This window comes from Advenella sp. S44, assembly GCF_002810445.1.
GTDB lineage: Bacteria > Pseudomonadota > Gammaproteobacteria > Burkholderiales > Burkholderiaceae_B > Advenella.
The window spans coordinates 254525-271399 of record NZ_NEXS01000009.1; the positions used below are offsets into that span (position 1 = coordinate 254525).

The following is a 16875-nucleotide window of genomic DNA, read 5'->3' on the forward strand; positions in this document are numbered from 1 at the left end:
GTCGATCAGATTTCTTGTACAGAATAGTTAGTCACCTTTGCAAGCAAACTAATTCTGCACAATTAAATCATCAACGGATCCACAAAAATCTCGGTAAAACTTTGCTCAAGAAATGATTGTGGACTGTCTCAAAAGTGCTTTACTAATACATAAACGTAGCGCTAATCCGGCATTACCAATACCCCGACGCTCCACCCATTCCATTGTCATCCTGAATTTCTCAGCCCCGCAGCAATACCATTAATGGTTAAATGTATTGCACGCTGTGTACGCGGATCGGGCTCTTCCCCATTTTCTTGAGCAGAACGGTGACGTTTCAATAATTCGATTTGAAGATAGTTCAGCGGATCAATGTAGGCAAAGCGCTCTTTCAAAGACGCAAGCAAAACCGGATTATCAGCGAGCAGTTCACGCCTGGTCAAAAGATGCAGCATCTTCAATGTGCGCTCGTGTTCAATTCTAATCATGTCGAAAATTTTTTCGCGTAAAAATTTCTTCGGCATCAGCTGCGAATATCGTTCAGCAATGCATAGGTCGGTTTTAGCTAACACCATTTCGACATTGGAAAGCCAGGTACGAAATGCTGGCCATTGTGTTGCCATTTGACGTAAATGTGCCAATCGATCCCCTTGTGACTTCGGCGCATTTGGACAATTATTGTATATATAAGCTTCCACAGCCGATCCGACACCGTACCAGCCAGTCAGCATTAAGCGACATTGCGCCCAAGAAAATCCCCAGGGAATGGCACGTAAGTCTTCTATTCTATGGCCTGTTTTTCTAGAGGTAGGACGCGATCCAATATTTAGTCCCGCGATCTCGTTTATAGGGGTGGCGGTGAAGAAGTACTCGGCAAATCCAGCTGTCTCATACACCAAGCTACGATAGGTTTTCTGAGCGGCATCAGACATGCAGCTCATCGCAGAACCGAAGTGCTTGAGATGCAAATCTTCCACGCTTGCAGTAAAGCTGGCATCACTTAAACTTGCTTCTAGAGTCGCAGCCACCAGCATATCCAAATGCCAGCGGCCAATTTCAGCATCTTTGTATTTACTTTGAATAACCTCCCCTTGTTCTGTGAGCCGAAGCTGACCAGCTACCGTACCTGGAGGCTGAGACAGGATAGCATCAAAACTGGACCCACCGCCACGCCCTACCGAACCACCACGACCATGAAATAAGCGCAATGTAATATTACGTTTCGCAAAAACCTCGACCAACTTGCGCTCGGCCTGGTACAGAGACCAATTCGATGTCAAAAAGCCTCCATCCTTGTTACTATCTGAATAGCCCAACATAACCTCTTGCGTGTTGTTTTGAGCCAACCGCACACGAGCGCTAATTTCGGGCAAATCCAAGAATGCCGACATAATTTCGGGCCCACGCTCTAAATCTAGAATGGTTTCGAAGAGTGGGACTACCATCAACCCCTCTTCATGGTGAGGAGCTTGGTTGCCAGGTTTGATGAGCCCGGCTTCTTTTTGCAACACAAATACTTCTAACAAGTCTGACAATGTTTCAGTGTGAGAAACAATTGTTTGCTGAATTGAATTATTTCCATAGCTTGTGCGCGCTAAAGTAGCAACTCGTAAAATGGCCAACTCGCGAATTGTTTCGTCCGAGTACTTCAGCCAAGGAGATGTTAGAGGTCGCCCTTGCGCGAGCTCTTGCCGCAATAGCTGGACGCGTTCACCCTCATTCAACTCGAAATAATTTAGCAGTTTCCCATCTTGTCGAACGTCAGCTACTGAGAACAATTCAGCTAATACACGTTCATGTACATCAGAACTTTGACGCAAGTCAATAGTTGCCAAATGAAACCCAAATACGTCTACTGCTTGCTGTAAACTGCGCAAGCGCAAACGTACTATTGGGGCAGCACAGTGAGATTCCAAAGATGTGGCAACAATGGCCAGATCGTTAGCCAACTCTTTCGGAGTTTCGTATGGTCTAAATGAGTAGACTGTATCTGGAAATAAATCTTGATCTAATAATTTTTTTTCTGTAGCACTCAATCGAGTATATATAACACGCACGGCACTACGATAAGGTTCATCGCGGGCGTGACTCAATTCATCTTCACCAGCTTCCGCTAATTCAGCCAGAGACGGAGTGACTCTGATGAGCATGCTGGACATTGAAAGCTCGTTACTAAGACCACGTAGTTCTTTGAAATAATAATCAAATATGACGGTAGCTTGATGCTGGAAAGCCTTTTCCAGGCTTTCTGTGTTGACGTTCGGATTACCGTCACGATCTCCAGCAATCCAACTTCCCATGCGCAAGAATGGTGGCAAAAGACGAGGAGTTGGCGAAAACGGTGTGACTGATTCGTCCGACAACAATTTACTGAGATCAAGATACATACTTGGTATCACTGATAAAAAAGTACTACGATAGTACGATAGCGCGTTCTCAATTTCATCGTCGACTGTCATTTTCGTGAAACGCAAAATTCGAGTCTGCCACAACGATGCAACACGCCCTAATAATAAAAAGTCCAAATCAGCGCGCTCTTTATCACACATTGGAGCGTCACGTTGAATTAGCGAATCAGCAATCTCACGATGGAGATCCAAAGTACTTTTGCGTTGTACTTCAGTTGGATGTGCTGTCAGCACTGGCATGACATGCGACCCGGCTAAAAGCTCGCTAATTTTGGAAGGACAAGTTCCATGTTTCTTCAGTACCTCGAAAGCAGCTCGCAAACTACCTCTCGCAGCGGTAGAACTCGACAAGGAATGTTGTCGACGAGCACGATTCTGTTCACGATCTTCGGCTATATTCGACAACTGTAGGAAATAGCTAAATGCCCTTGCGACAGAATTGGGATCATCGCCTTGTAAATTCTGAACGTAATTTCTCAACAATTCGCTGTCCACTGCTTTACCTTCCCGACGATACTTCAGAGCGGCGCGGCGCAGTGTTTCTATAGTATCGTAGACTCGTTTTCCTTCAGTGGCTTTTATGACTTGGCCCAGCATTCTACCTAAAAGGCGAATATCACTGCGAAGAGATGCTGAAGGCTCGGGCTGGAGACGGATTAGTTCCATTATTAAATGATTTCTCAGTTTGGCCGCAGGCAAATAACCCCTAACAAATTGGAAGTTTTAATCACGAAATAATGTTCATTGTGAATTTATTTCCAATTTGAACCCTCAAATGAGGGGTTTTCTTAAATTAGTAAGGGTTAAAAAAATCTGCCGGGAAAGGACAATGGGGGCGATCTGCATCGCATACCTCTTCATTTAGAAGGCAAGTGAAATTAGCATTTTCTATCATTTTTTAATCTATGAAATAAAGCTGGCATTAATGCCAGCCTTTACTGCGAATGCTACCTCACTCCACTTTGGCGGAGACTATGCGCTTTAAACCGACACAGCCTCCCCTTTCTCAAATTGTTCGTTCGGGAAATATTTCCTCAAGCGGTCGTCTGCTGTACGTGCATGCGCTTCCATACCCTCCAAGCGGGAAATACGTGCGGTTACCTCACCGATTTGCCTAGCAGCTTCTCGAGACATGCGCTGCCAGGTCAAAGTTTTAACAAACTTATGAACTGAAAGACCGCCGGAATAGCGGGCGGCCCCTTTCGTGGGTAGTACATGATTAGGACCACTTGTTTTATCGCCAAATGCAACTGTTGTCTCTTCACCCAAAAATAGAGAGCCGTAGCAAGTTAGGTTCTCCAGCCACCATTCCAAGTCTTCTGCCTGAACTTCCAGATGTTCAGAAGCATATCGATCAGATACTTCAACTACTTCTTCTCGAGTGTCGCAAACGATAACCTCACCATAGTCACGCCATGCTGTTGCGGCTGCATCTCTCGCCGTTGGTGGCAACGCTTCAATTAAACGTGGTACCAAAGCCATTACCTCTTCGGCTAAAGACTTAGACGTTGTAAAAAGCCACGCAGGCGATTCGTGACCATGCTCGGCTTGCCCCACCAGATCACTTGCAACTATTTCCGGATCAGCACTCGCATCAGCGATCACAGCTACTTCAGATGGCCCAGCAAATACGTCAATCCCAACTTTTCCGAACAAGGCACGCTTCGCTTCAGCTACGAATTTGTTACCAGGACCGACCACTACATCGGCCGGCTTTCCCGTAAATAAGCCATAGGCCATTGAAGCGATCGCCTGAACACCGCCCAGAGTCATTATTACATCAGCGCCTGCGGCTTTAAACCCGTACAGTACATATGGATGGATACCTCCTCCCTTGAATGGACTCGAACATGCAATAACTGTTTTGACACCTGCCGCTTTTGCCGTGGCAACCCCCATATACGCTGATGCGATATGTGCATAACGACCTGCTGGAGCGTAACACCCAACAACGTTGACCGGAATGACTCGCTGCCCGGCAATTACACCAGGATGCAGCTCTACTGAAAAATCTTCAATGGAACGTCGTTGCGCTAATGCGAACTCGTGAACTTGTTTCACTGCAAAGTCAATGTCATTACGAATGTGCTGCGGGACTTCGTTTGCTCGCCGGTCAATCTCCGCTCGAGGGACGATAATTTCTCCGGTCCAGCGATCTAGCTTTTCTGCATATTCTCGCACAGCAGACTCGCCCCTTGCCTCGATCTCTGCCAACATTTCAGTAACGACTCGCTGAGCTGTAGCAGTTTCTGTCTCCGGTGTTTTTGATGCTTTTTTTAAATATGACACTGTCATTGTTTTCTCCTAGGTCAATCGTTTTCACTAGCTCGAAATGTAAGCGCTTGCATTTTCGAGCTAAAAAATAAGCCAGGATTATGATTCCGGCTAGTTGTTTCAATATTAAGCACTTATATGTATATATTAAGAGTTATTTTGATACGTTTGCACTAGGGTTAATACTTAGCAGCGGCATTTTTTTGTGTCATATGTAAGGGCTTGCTCGTACAATTACTACTGCTAATTGGAGAACAACACTTCTCATGAGTTCCGAACGACCAAGAATCGCCGATGTGGCGGCATTAGCCGGCGTATCCACTGCTACCGTCTCACGTGCACTTTCAAATCCTGAGAAAGTAAAAGCGCCAACACGGGAACGAATTATGCACGCTGTCACTCGTCTAGGTTATGTACCAGATGGAGCAGCACGTGCATTAGCACTCGGTCACGCAAGAATGGTTGGGGCAGTAGTTCCTACACTGGATAACGCGATCTTCGCACGCGCGGTGCAGGGCATGCAAAGCACCCTGCAAGAATCGAATTATCAATTACTTATAGCAGCGCATGAATATAGCCTCACTGCAGAAACCCACGCGATTCGTGCTCTTCTAGAGCGATCTATTGATGCATTGGTACTCGTTGGCTGCGACCATTCGTTTGAAACATGGGAACTAATCAACACTACCCGTGTGCCAGTTCTTGTTACGTGGACCAACGTCAAGACAACAGAAAGAATTCTCTCGATACCCGCTCCACATATAGGCTTCGACAATCGTCTTGTCGGTAAGCTCGCTGCTGAGCACTTACTTAAGCTTGGACATAAAAATTTAGGCATGGTTTCTGGCTTTACTCGACACAACGATCGAGCACGACATCGGGTCGAGGGATTTCGCACAGCCCTAGTCGACGCAGGAGTTCGGTTGCCAGATGACTACGTAATTGAGCAACCATTCGGGTTTGATGGAGGGCGCTCAGGCCTCAACCAATTAATGCAAATGCGTCCCCGGCCTACTGCCATTTTTTGTGGTAACGATGTACTTGCGCTCGGCGCACTATTTGAAGCACAATCTCTGCAAATCGATGTGCCACAAGAATTATCAATTGTGGGTTGCGATAATCTCCCTATTTCTTCGCAAATTACACCTAAACTTTCCACTGTGCTGTTGCCAACCTATGATCTAGGACAACAAGTCGCACAAAGCTTACTCAATTGGTTTTCAACTAATCGTCCGCCGACAGACCGTTGCCTGCCCATTGAACTTGTAGTACGTGAGACGAGCCTTCCTCCTGTCAGTGAGTCTGCCAAATCTAGATATAAAAATAATGCAAGAGACGAGTAAATCAAGGATTCACGCCTTTAGCATAAACTATTTCATAACAGCAAGAGTGATCCCTTCCTATTAATTTTTTTCCGTTGAAAATCTCTAATAGCCCGACTAATTACTTCGCATCGGGCTAATTAGCTGTCAGTACTCTAATTGTTAATTAGCACGTGCTCGGACCAGAAAGGTTCGCGCCGAAGGCCTTCTTAACGTTAGCACAGCCAAAATACCGAGCATTTCACAGACAATGAATAGTACTGACACAGGCCATGTCCCGTATTGAGGAACGACGGCGGTTGCGAAAATTGGCACCAGTCCACCGAAAATTGTGGAGGCCTGGCTTCCAAATGAAATGCCGGTATACCGAAGCTGTCCTGGGAATGTTTCTGAAAAGAAAACAGGCAAGACAGCAAAAGTGCACCAAAGCGGAGCGGCCACCAAAAACATAGCAAACCACAAGTTTAGAACGTTGGTGGTGTCTGCTAACCAAAACACTGGAAACGCAACTAGAGCCATACATATACATCCAGCATATAGAATCGGTTCCGTTCCGATCCGGTCGGATAGTTTTCCGATAAAAATAATGATCGCGCTCATAATCGCATTAGTAACCACCATCCCCATAAGCACTTGCGTCTGATCCATATGCAAAATCGTTTTTGCGTAATAGGCTAAAAAAACCCATGCAATATAAAAGGGAACGGTAGAGGACGCTAAATAGACCAACGCCGTGCAAACAAGCTCCTTTGAGTGGTTTTTAAATAATTCAACAATGGGAAATTCAACAATTTCACCATGCTCTACTAATTCTTGAAAGACAGGTGTCTCTGCCGTACGAAATCTAATATAAAATCCGCAAAAAAATAACAAAATACTCACGAGGAAGGGAATTCTCCAGCCCCACGCTGTGAAGGTCTCTTCACCTAAAAGAGAAGAAGAATAGTAAAACATTAAGGCACCTAGAGCTAAACCAGCCGGACAGCCGATTTGCACAATACTCCCGTAAAACCCTTTAGTGCGCTTTGGAGCATATTCCACGGCCATCAGTACAGCACCGCCCCACTCACCACCCATCGCCACTCCCTGAACAAAGCGGCAAAGAACCAAAAGTATAGGCGCCCAAATACCGACACTACTGTAAGTAGGTAGCAATCCGATGAGAAACGTTGAGCCGCCCATCATCGTCAAGGTAGTGATCAGCATTTTTTTTCGACCGATCCTATCTCCAAAATGACCAAATATTACGCTACCCAAAGGCCGCGCAAGAAACCCCACAGCGAGTGTCCCGAAGGACGCAAGCGTGCCAACCAAAGGGGAATAGGAAGGAAAAAACAGTTGACCAAAAACGAGAGCGGCAACTGTAACTATCCCCTAAAATAATACAGCTGAAGCGTAGAATTTTTCTTACACTAAGAAAAAAGGATTTTTACGATGAGCAAACGGATGACAGAAAGCCAAATTGTGGCGATGTTGAAAGAAGCGGAAGCTGGGATACCGATTAAAGAGCTGTGCCGCAAGCATCATGTAGGTAACTCCACATTTTATAAATGGCGAGCCAAATATGGCGGCATGGAGCTCTCCGACGTAAAACGACTCAAAGAGCTCGAGGAGGAGAATCGTCGCTTAAAGCAGATGTATGCTGATTTAAGTTTGAAGTCTCAGTTGCAGGAAGAAATCATAAAAAAGCTGTAGTGCCTGTTGCGACGCGTAAAGACTGGGCAAAAGCGCTACAGGCACAGCATGACATCAGCGTTGTTTTAAGCTGCATGATTACGGGGATGAGTCGCACCGCGTTTTACTATCAGCCTAAACGTTGTGATGATAGCGAGGTAATTACAGTGCTAAACACGCTGGTTGAAAGACATCAACGTTGGGGGTTCCCCAAGTGTTTTAAGCGCATACGCGCTTTAGGTTACCGCTGGAATCATAAGCGTGTACAGCGTGTTTATAATGCATTGCGACTCAACATAAAGACAAAGCGCAAGCAACGCGTGCCTGCTCGCCAACCCGAACCACTCGTCGTACCTAAAAGTACGGGTCAGTGTTGGTCGATGGATTTTATGTCGGACCGCTTAGAAAATAACGTGCGATTTCGTACATTTAATGTGATTGACGATTGCAATCGCGAGTTGCTAGGAATCGATATTGGCACGGGCTTGCCGTCTGCTCGTGTCACCCGTTACCTAGATGGGCTGGCCTCTTGGCACGGCTACCCACGTAGAGTTCGTGTCGATAATGGCCCCGAGTTCACCTCCGCGGAGTTCGTTCAGTGGGCACATCAACATGGCGTTTATATTGATTATACGCAGCCCGGTTGCCCCTATCAAAACGCCTATATTGAGCGCTTCAATCGTACGTACCGCCAAGAGGTATTAGATTTATATCTTTTTACGTCGTTGAAGCAAGTTCAACACATCACGGAACACTGGACAACGATTTACAACACCGAAAGACCGCACGATTCACTCAATGACATGACACCCATTGACTATAAATTAACATTATAAATTCTATGTGTGTGGTGTATTAAAGATGGGGTATTTACACAATTCGTCCACATGCTGTTCAATTAGTCGGCCAAGTTCTCGCAACAGTTCTCCGCGTTTTGCAGGAAGATAGTCTGTCCAGGGTGAACTATCAAAGGCTATGCTCGCCGACTCCACCGCATCTTCCACCTGCGCGGCCGACGCGATTGGACATTTTGCCCAAATAGAAGCATCATATGGACTAATACAATCAAAATATCTACCGGAGTCTGGCGCATGCCAGATTCCGTTAATGAATAACTCGTAATTTTTCATTTGCACTACACCTTTTCATGAGTCGCTACTCTCGCGCTAGACGTAGAGTTCGACATTATATTGTCGAGCATCGGAGATACCCGCCGACCTTTTACTAGCACCTCACGAGAAAACCACAACAGATTTCCCTGTCTTCTGTTCGTCGAAAAGTCTATACGCTTCGTCTACCTGCTCCAATTTCCATGTGTGGGTAAAAAGCCGTTCGACCTCCACTTTATGTTTGGACACAAATTCCGCACACTCTACCTGCCACGATTTTGAGAAAGTCCAAGAGCCATAGACCCTCAGTTGTTTTCTGACTAGGTGCTCAGTAACATCGACGGGAACAGTCCCCCCCATTCCAACGAAAGCCACTTTTCCCCATACTGATGCACACCGTAACGCATCGACTCCCCCTTTATCGGAACCTGAGGTATCTATTACATACGGCACGCCTCTGCCTTGAGTCAATTCCCGGATCGCCTGAAGCGCATCGTTTTTACTAGTATCAATAGTGATTGAGGCGCCAAGATTCTTAGCCTCATGCAGCCGACTTGCATTAACATCCAATGCAATGATTTCTCCTCCCATCGCTTTTGCAAACTGTGTGACCGCAAGACCTACAGGCCCTTGACCGACCACCAGAATGGCTTCACGATTAGAATAATCTATTTTCTTTAATGCCCCCCAGGCTGTCCCAGAACCACATGAAATTGCAGCGCCAACCTCATACGAAAGATCATCTGGTAGCTCAATCAAAGTATCAGCGGGCACTTTTAAATACTTGGCGTGTCCACCATGCGCAGTTAACCCATAGCTCGCCTCTTTGTCGCGGCATAATTGTGTCCAGCCGGTCATGCAATCAGTGCAACACCCACATCCCTTATAATGATGGACCATGACCCGAGCACCTATTCGCGCGACATGGCTGTTAACAGCGCATCCCTTGGCGACTACTACACCGCATGGTTCATGGCCTGCGATAATTGGTCCTGGTGGCAATTTTCCCTTGAATGTCCCCCTAAATGACTTGAGATCACTTCCGCATATACCCGATGCCTTCATCTCTAAAACAACTTCGTTATCCTCTGGTGTCGGATCTACGAACTCCATCAACTGAACGGTGCGATCACCTGGAAATACAGCACCCAACATAATTTAGCCCCTTGTGTCGAAAACTTAATAATATTGCTTTCTACTTTGGCCAGTATGCTATTCTTTCTGGATCTATACTAAATTAGCATAGGTGTTTACTCTAATGATTAAACTTAAACAACTCGAATTTTTCCGAGCCGTAATGCTTTATGGATCCATAAACCGAGCATCCCACTATTTGTGTGTAAGCCAGCCCGTAGTGAGTAGAACCATTAGTCAATTCGAGAACAATATTGGCCTCCAATTATTTGAACGACGGACTTCCCATCTAGTTCCAACGGAGAATGCTTATATATTGAACAGGTATTGTGAAGAAATTTTTGAATCAACAAACCGGTTGGATACCGTCATTAAACTGCTTCAAGGCAAAAAAGTTGATCATTTGAAATTTGGTGCATCGCCTGCGCTTTCCAATACTTTCCTCCCAAAAATACTGGCAAAATACGATAGAAATACCTGTATCCATTTTGAATCGTGTATGCTTAGAGATATAGCGCCCAATGTGGAGTCTGGGATGTTTGAGTTTGGGCTGACTATTTGGCCTATTGTTTCCGACAGAATAATTTGCACGCCTATTGCAGAAAGCCGGTTCGTTTTTTTATGCCACAAAACAAATCCCCTGAGTCAGCTTAATAAAATTCGCTTTGATGATTTCGTCGATCAGGAGTTTATCTTTACCAATAGAAATAATCCAATCGGTAATTATATAGATCGAAAGGCCCAAGAAATGGGAGTCCAGTTTGACAAGTATATTGAAGTTGATAGATCAGAGATCGTCTGCGCTATCATCAATTCTGGACGTGGCGTTTCTATAATAAACTCTCACGGCTTTGATACTGATCAATGGCGAAATACACGTTCGATTGAACTGGATAATTCGATATATACAAACATTTATTTAATAACTCAGAAATTTGGCACCGCCAGCTCTCCTGCTGATCAGTTTATAAGTTTTATAAGAAAGGAAATAGCTTCTTCTGAAATTATCTGACGAAGTACTTTTGAATTTTTCCCACGTGATTTCAACGTCTCCAATAGCGCATCAGTCACAATCTCATACAGACGGAAAACTTCGTCACAGGGTTCAGGCCCTAACCCTTTTATTCCGGCTCGAAGGCTTCAAAGCCAAGCCAATTGGCCTCTTTAACGGAGACCTTCCCAACGACGCTGTTCTAGCATATATTATTCAGCAATAGTCGGAGCCCGCTGAATTATAAAAGAAACTCCAAAACCATGCCTAACCATGAGTTTTATCGCTTCACGAGAATCTACTTCCATAGCATCTCGCAAAGCTATTCCACGTTGGATCAAATGCTCGTCAATATCTCTAGATACCAAAATTTTCGACTATAACAAGCATCAGAAATCTCAGCTAATAACGTCACATCGCTACGACCACGACCAAGGGGTCGTGGGTTCAAATCCTGCCGGGCGCGCCACATTACTTAGGGTCTCCATATGGAGGCCTTTTGTTTTTGTGCCTTCTGTTTTTGTCTTATAAGAACGTCGTCTTCCTATTAAACGTTCTGGCTCTACGCCAAAATTGGTGTATCAGTAGTCACCAAATTCGATTCATCCCTGCCTGCTCTACCCGATAATCGGGGCTCTATCTCATAATCGGGCATAGCATTCACCAGACCCGACTCCACCCTGCATTCCGACCGCCATGGGCCAAGACCCTCAACCGGTCATTCTCAACACTTCCAAACTCTCACGCTTGGCACGAGCGCATCTCCATTTAAATATGGACGCCTTGCCGGTTCGACTCTCGCACTACCTTTCGTTCCCCGCTGGGATGGCCATTAAAGATATACGGGCCAATCTGAAACACCAATCCATCCAAACAAGAACCAGTGCATCCAAAGTACCAGCGCGCCAGAACATCTCTTGCATGACTAAATGGTAAGAAAACGCTAAGTTGCTGCGCTGGCTGCCCAAAGACATAATTGTGGGCTCGAAGCTTCGTGCATTGAACCGAAGCTGTATTAAACAATTTCCAAGGAGACAACTGCATGCGTCGAGTCGATTACCGAGACTTGATCGGGGGGATATTGATCACAACTGCCGGTGCCGGGGCTACGTACCATTCATTGACCGCTTTCTCTGTAGGCACGGCGGCCCGGATGGGACCAGGTTACTTCCCCGCCCTCGTCGGTGGCCTGTTAATGCTTTGCGGAATCCTGATAATGATTCCTGCACTGCTGCGTGAAGGACCCATGCCGACCTTCGAATGGAGGCCTTTGTTCTGGATCAGTCTTTCGATGCTTGCATTCGCGTTGCTGGTTCTTCCGTTCGGTCTGGTGCCCGCGATCATCGCGCAAACAATCCTGGCGGGCATCTCGGATTGCAAACTGTCTTGGCGAGGCTCGCTGCTCCTGGCCGGGGCTCTCTCTGTCGGAGCGACCCTGGTATTCAAATTTGGCCTGGGTGTCATCCTTCCGACGTTCGCCTGGCCTTGGTAGGAGAAGATAAAGATGGAAATACTTGACAACATCATGCTCGGTCTGACGACCGCGCTCGATTGGAACAATCTTCTCTGGTGCCTCGTCGGCGTATCGCTCGGCACATTGATCGGCGTCATCCCCGGGGTTGGTACCCTGGCAACAATGTCGTTGCTGTTTCCGATCACCTACGTCCTGGAACCGACCGCCGCGCTGATCATGCTGGCCGGCATTTGGTATGGCAGCACCTACGGCGGATCGACAGCCTCGATTCTGTTGAATCTTCCCGGAACGCCGGCCAACGCTGTGACCTGTCTTGACGGGTTTCCGATGGCCAAACAGGGGCGGGCTGGCGTCGCGCTACTGATGACGACGGTTGCCTCCTTCTTCGGGGCCAGCGTCGGCATTCTTATGATGATGCTGTTCTCTCCACTGCTGGCAGAGGTCGCGTTCAAATTCGGTCCCGCAGAGTACTTCTCAATGATGGTGCTGGGCCTGGTGTCGGCCTCTGTCGTGTCATCTGGTTCGGCTCTCAAAGGCATCACGATGGTCGTGGGCGGTGTGCTGCTGGGCATGGTCGGCACCGACGTCAATTCCGGCGTGGCGCGCTTCGATCTGGGCTTCCCCGAACTGCAGGACGGGGTGCAGATCGTCGCACTTGCCATGGGCCTGTTTGGCGTCACCGAGATCATCGCCAGTATCAATCACGTGAAGGCGGCCGACCGCAAGATCGACGTATCCATGAAGGCCATGCTGCCGACTCGTGATGAGATGAAGCGCTCCTGGGGACCAATGGCCCGTGGATCAGGCCTGGGGTCGTTCTTCGGCGTGTTGCCTGGCGTAGGTCCCACCGTCGCCGCCTTCATGGCCTATGCGCTGGAGAAACGGACCTCGAAGACTCCCGAGCGCTTCGGCAAAGGCGCGATCGAAGGCCTGATGGCCCCGGAGGCAGCCAACAACGCATCAGACCAGGCGTCCTTTATTCCGACGATGACACTTGGCATTCCCGGCAGTGTAACGATGGCTTTGATCATTGGTGCGCTGATGATTCACGGCATCCAGCCCGGACCGCAAATGCTGACCGAGCAGCCCGACATGTTCTGGGGTCTGGTAATGAGTTTCTGGATCGGCAATATCGTCCTGGTGATCCTGAACGTGCCGATGATCGGTTTGTGGATCCGTGTGTTAACGATCCCTTATCACATCCTCTACCCGGCGATCGTGATGTTCATCTGCATCGGCACCTATTCGGTCAACAACAACGTCTTCGATGTCTATGCTGTTCTGGTGTTCGGCATTGGCGGCTACGTACTGCGCGTGCTCGACTTCCAGCCTGCGCCGCTGCTGCTTGGCTACGTATTGGGCCCGATGCTGGAAGAAAACTTCCGGCGCGCCATGCTACTCTCGCGCGGTAGTATGCAGACGTTCATTGAGCGTCCGATCAGTATGTGGGTGCTGCTCCTGACCGCAGCCTTGCTGGTTTGGGGCTTCTGGAGTAGCCTGCGCCACCGGTCAGCCGTGCCCCAGGCCGACTCGTCTGAGTCGACGTGATCCACGCTGACGTTTTGTAAAAGATGGCCGACACAAGTCGGCCATCGCTTTTTGTGCAGACCGCATAGCCTATGCGAAGGTCATTCGACGATGCGCAAACACACTCGATAACAGCCAAGCCGCTTAAAATACTCACTAACCTCTTCCTGTGCGCTGTGACGCTGTTCTTGAACTTTGAGCGCTTGGCTCTGCTGCCTTTCAGCTTCCAATTCATGCGCCAATAAGCAGCACACACTGGGCGCATCCGTCGTTTGCCCGCAATCATGGTAGGTCATTGACGCATGTATCAGGTTCTGGCCTTTTAAACCAGATAAGTGGCGTTGTCCTATCGATGGCCGCAGCGTATTGCTTGACGCCTGGCCGCAAGTATTTTCAGCAGCCCATCCAATCGTTATAGATAATCATCCGGAGGCGACCAGTAATATTGGAACCGTCACGGCGCGCAATTGGCCGGCAAACGGCCATACTTATACCGAGACTCACGGATCCACAGATAGGTGGCGCTCAGATAAGATCAGGATTCTGATTATCGGATTGTTGGCGGCGTCAGCCACCGTGTTGCGGATCACTGCTCTAGCCATCCATATGGCGTTAACTGTGAGCTGGATCACGCGGCAATGTTACGGTGACCCGCAAGCCTGGCTGCGCGTTAGAAAAAGAAAGGCTTCCGCCATGCAAGCCGACAATGCTCATTACGCTGGTCAGACCTAAACCGTGGCCTTCCGAGGACGGGTCCGATCGATAAAAATGCTTGCCCAGGTGCTCATACTCGGTGGCGGGCAGCCCCGGCCCATCGTCCTCGATATTAATGAGTGCGGTACGATCCTGCTTGACTACGTCAACTACGACCCGATTACTGGCATACTTAAGCGCGTTGTCCAGCAGATTGGCCAATGCGCTGGCAAGCAAATTAACATCGCCGTCAACACTCACATGATCCAGGTTCGCACAGGATAACGTTATCCCTTTTTCTTCCGCGAACGCCTCATGCATCTGCACCACGTCAGTGACGATTACGTCCAAGCCGCAGGGCTTGAATGAACGACGTTGTATACCCGCTTCCATCTCTGCAATTTGCAAAAGTTTTTCCAGCAACACATTAAGGCGTTCGATGCCTTCTATTGCGTGTTGGTTGGCCTCTAGCGCTTCTGCCATGGATACGCCCGGCTGCTGCGCCTCTTGCAAGGCACCCACAATGCGGGTCAGCGGAGTGCGCAGATTATGAGCAATGGTATCCGAAATGTGCCTGGCGCTCTTCATCAACAGTTCGATCCGGTCTAGCATCGTGTTGATGTCATGATTGAGCAGTGTGAACTCATCTTCGCCTGTCGGTGCCGAGACACGTTTAGAAAGTTTGCCGGCGCCAATTTGTTGCGTCGTCCGTCGAATGTGGCTAACTCGGTATGCCAGTTCTCTTCTAAACAGATAGGTTCCAAGAAACACCATAAGCCCTGCCAAAATAATGGCTGCTAACGTCGCTTGGCCGACTAATGCGGTGATGTCGCCTATCTCTCTTGAGTCTTGTCCGACGACCAATACTTCACCGTCAGACAAAGTCTGGATTTGTAGCTGGCCGCGCGTCGGAACGCCTTCTTGAACAACCTCAGCGTCAAAGATTGATGTAGAGCTTGAATCCAATTGCGGAAACGGTGCAAGGTTTCCGGCCAGCTTGCGGCCATCCTTATCAAGAAGCAAATAGATTTCTCTGTCGGAGTCGATTCGATCCGACAGCGTCAGTTCAATGGCAGATATAAGCGCATCACGGCCGCCGTCCTCAAAGGCAGCGACCAGACGTTGCCCTGTCGCTGTTATTTGTCTGGTGTACTCGGTGCGTAATGCGCCAATGAATTGAACGTAGATGAATACGATCAATATTGAAGTTGTTGCAATTGCCAGCAAGCCGTAATTTAACGTAAGGCGAAACGAAATGGAGTTCCACAGCCGCCTGAACTGATGGGTCATTCTTCTTCAGACCCCGCATTGGCGCCCTGCCGATCAGAAAGGGTGTATCCCACACCGCGTATCGTATGAATCAGAGGGGTAGACGAAATGAAATCAATCTTGCGGCGCAGTCTGCTAACCTGAACATCAATCACATTGGACTGCGGGTCAAAGCTGTACCCCCAAATCGTTTCAAGCAGCATCGTTCGCGTCACAATTCTGTGAACGTTCAGCATGAGATAAAGCAATAAACGAAATTCTTGCGGCTGCAAGGAAATCGTTCGTTCAGCGCGTTGTACTTTCTGCGTAGCGACATTAATCGTCAGATCCGCAATCCGGAGTTGTTTCACTTGCAGATCGGGCCGCGTTCGCCTGACCAAGGCATCCATTCGAGCGACCAGTTCAGAAAAGGAGAAAGGTTTGACCAGATAGTCATCACCACCGGCTTTTAAACCGTCTACCCGATCATCAACAGCCGACAGTGCACTTAGCACCAAAACAGGCGTTTTTTTGCCTACTACCCGCAGCGCGGACAGGATTGAAAGGCCATCGACATGATTGGGCAATATCCGATCCAAAATGATAATGTCCCATTTGTCCTTCATCGCATTTTCAAGTCCGCTGGCACCATCCCGGCTGACGCAAACCAAATGCCCAAGCTCAGTCAGGCCGTTGGCAAGATAACGAGCGTTATCCCGATCATCCTCAATAATAAGACATTGCCACATATCTGTTTCCAAGCGAAAAGTGTGAGGCCAAAGCCCCTTGAAGATTAGCAAAGCACTTCTTAGGTCTCATGTCCTTTCCATGCAGCTATCGTAGACCATATCACCAAGCGGCAAGAGACTCAAGAAGTGCTTGGCACGGCGATCATGTTTGCTGGCCGGCTTATCTTGGGTAAGCGCCTGACATATTCCCGGGTCTTACAATAACCAAGCGCAGTGTTGCGGTAATACGCAGTGCAACATGGAACAGTACAGGCCGCTTGCAGGCCACGAACAACGACACGAGCGGTCGGAGG

At 48.1% G+C, this 16875-nt stretch carries 12 protein-coding genes and 1 pseudogene; 6 read left to right on the plus strand and 7 right to left on the minus strand.

Going from position 1 to position 16875, the window contains the following annotated elements; all coding sequences use genetic code 11:
* Positions 1 to 206: 206 nt before the first annotated feature.
* Positions 207 to 3053, minus strand: coding sequence for a phosphoenolpyruvate carboxylase (ppc, locus tag CAP48_RS15020; protein ID WP_100698125.1), 2847 nt, complete (start codon positions 3051 to 3053; stop codon positions 207 to 209).
* A 315-nt stretch (positions 3054 to 3368) separates the two neighbouring features.
* Complete coding sequence (hisD, locus tag CAP48_RS15025; RefSeq protein ID WP_100698127.1) at positions 3369 to 4682, minus strand: histidinol dehydrogenase; 1314 nt, start codon at positions 4680 to 4682, stop codon at positions 3369 to 3371.
* A gap of 245 nt (positions 4683 to 4927) precedes the next feature.
* Here hisD and CAP48_RS15030 point away from each other — a divergent pair, with 245 nt between their 5' ends.
* Positions 4928 to 6004, plus strand: a complete 1077-nt coding sequence (locus CAP48_RS15030) for a LacI family DNA-binding transcriptional regulator (RefSeq protein ID WP_100698129.1) — start codon at positions 4928 to 4930, stop codon at positions 6002 to 6004.
* Between the two features lie 141 nt (positions 6005 to 6145).
* Here CAP48_RS15030 and CAP48_RS15035 read toward each other — a convergent pair whose 3' ends face one another.
* Positions 6146 to 7354: an MFS transporter gene (locus tag CAP48_RS15035; RefSeq protein WP_100698131.1), complete on the minus strand. Its 1209-nt coding sequence runs from the start codon at positions 7352 to 7354 to the stop codon at positions 6146 to 6148.
* Between the two features lie 63 nt (positions 7355 to 7417).
* On the opposite strand from CAP48_RS15035, the gene CAP48_RS15040 reads away from it, so the two are divergent.
* Positions 7418 to 8493 (plus strand): IS3 family transposase gene (locus CAP48_RS15040; protein WP_369806312.1). Its coding sequence is split into 2 segments (ribosomal slippage): positions 7418 to 7673 and positions 7673 to 8493, totalling 1077 coding nucleotides; the frame shifts between segments, so codons are not numbered across the junction.
* Positions 8494 to 8496: 3 nt separating this feature from the next.
* On the opposite strand, the gene CAP48_RS15045 is transcribed toward CAP48_RS15040, so the two are convergent.
* Positions 8497 to 8787 carry an aldehyde dehydrogenase family protein gene (locus CAP48_RS15045; RefSeq protein WP_100698133.1) on the minus strand — a complete coding sequence of 97 codons (291 nt, stop codon included), beginning with the start codon at positions 8785 to 8787 and terminating at the stop codon, positions 8497 to 8499.
* 102 nt (positions 8788 to 8889) lie between these two features.
* Positions 8890 to 9921 (minus strand): zinc-binding dehydrogenase, encoded by a 1032-nt coding sequence (locus CAP48_RS15050; RefSeq protein ID WP_100698135.1) that lies wholly within the window; start codon positions 9919 to 9921, stop codon positions 8890 to 8892.
* A gap of 103 nt (positions 9922 to 10024) precedes the next feature.
* Between CAP48_RS15050 and CAP48_RS20670 the strand changes: the two are divergent.
* The 4 genes and pseudogenes from CAP48_RS20670 to CAP48_RS15065 form a co-directional block, all read left to right on the plus strand.
* Positions 10025 to 10195, plus strand: a pseudogene (locus CAP48_RS20670) (LysR family transcriptional regulator); the annotation flags it as partial.
* Between the two features lie 63 nt (positions 10196 to 10258).
* A complete protein-coding gene (locus CAP48_RS15055) occupies positions 10259 to 10912 on the plus strand; it encodes a LysR family transcriptional regulator substrate-binding protein (protein WP_242444512.1) in 654 nt (217 codons plus the stop codon).
* 1021 nt (positions 10913 to 11933) lie between these two features.
* Positions 11934 to 12383 carry a tripartite tricarboxylate transporter TctB family protein gene (locus tag CAP48_RS15060; protein WP_100698139.1) on the plus strand — a complete coding sequence of 150 codons (450 nt, stop codon included), beginning with the start codon at positions 11934 to 11936 and terminating at the stop codon, positions 12381 to 12383.
* 12 nt (positions 12384 to 12395) lie between these two features.
* Positions 12396 to 13913: a tripartite tricarboxylate transporter permease gene (locus CAP48_RS15065; protein WP_100698142.1), complete on the plus strand. Its 1518-nt coding sequence runs from the start codon at positions 12396 to 12398 to the stop codon at positions 13911 to 13913.
* A gap of 591 nt (positions 13914 to 14504) precedes the next feature.
* Here CAP48_RS15065 and CAP48_RS15070 read toward each other — a convergent pair.
* Together CAP48_RS15070 and CAP48_RS15075 are read right to left on the minus strand one after the other, a co-directional pair.
* Positions 14505 to 15875, minus strand: a complete 1371-nt coding sequence (locus tag CAP48_RS15070; RefSeq protein WP_100698144.1) for a HAMP domain-containing sensor histidine kinase — start codon at positions 15873 to 15875, stop codon at positions 14505 to 14507.
* On the minus strand, positions 15872 to 16582 hold the full coding sequence (locus CAP48_RS15075) for a response regulator transcription factor (RefSeq protein ID WP_100698146.1): 711 nt from the start codon (positions 16580 to 16582) through the stop codon (positions 15872 to 15874). The genes CAP48_RS15070 and CAP48_RS15075 overlap by 4 nt, the downstream gene beginning before the upstream one ends.
* Positions 16583 to 16875 lie beyond the last annotated feature (293 nt).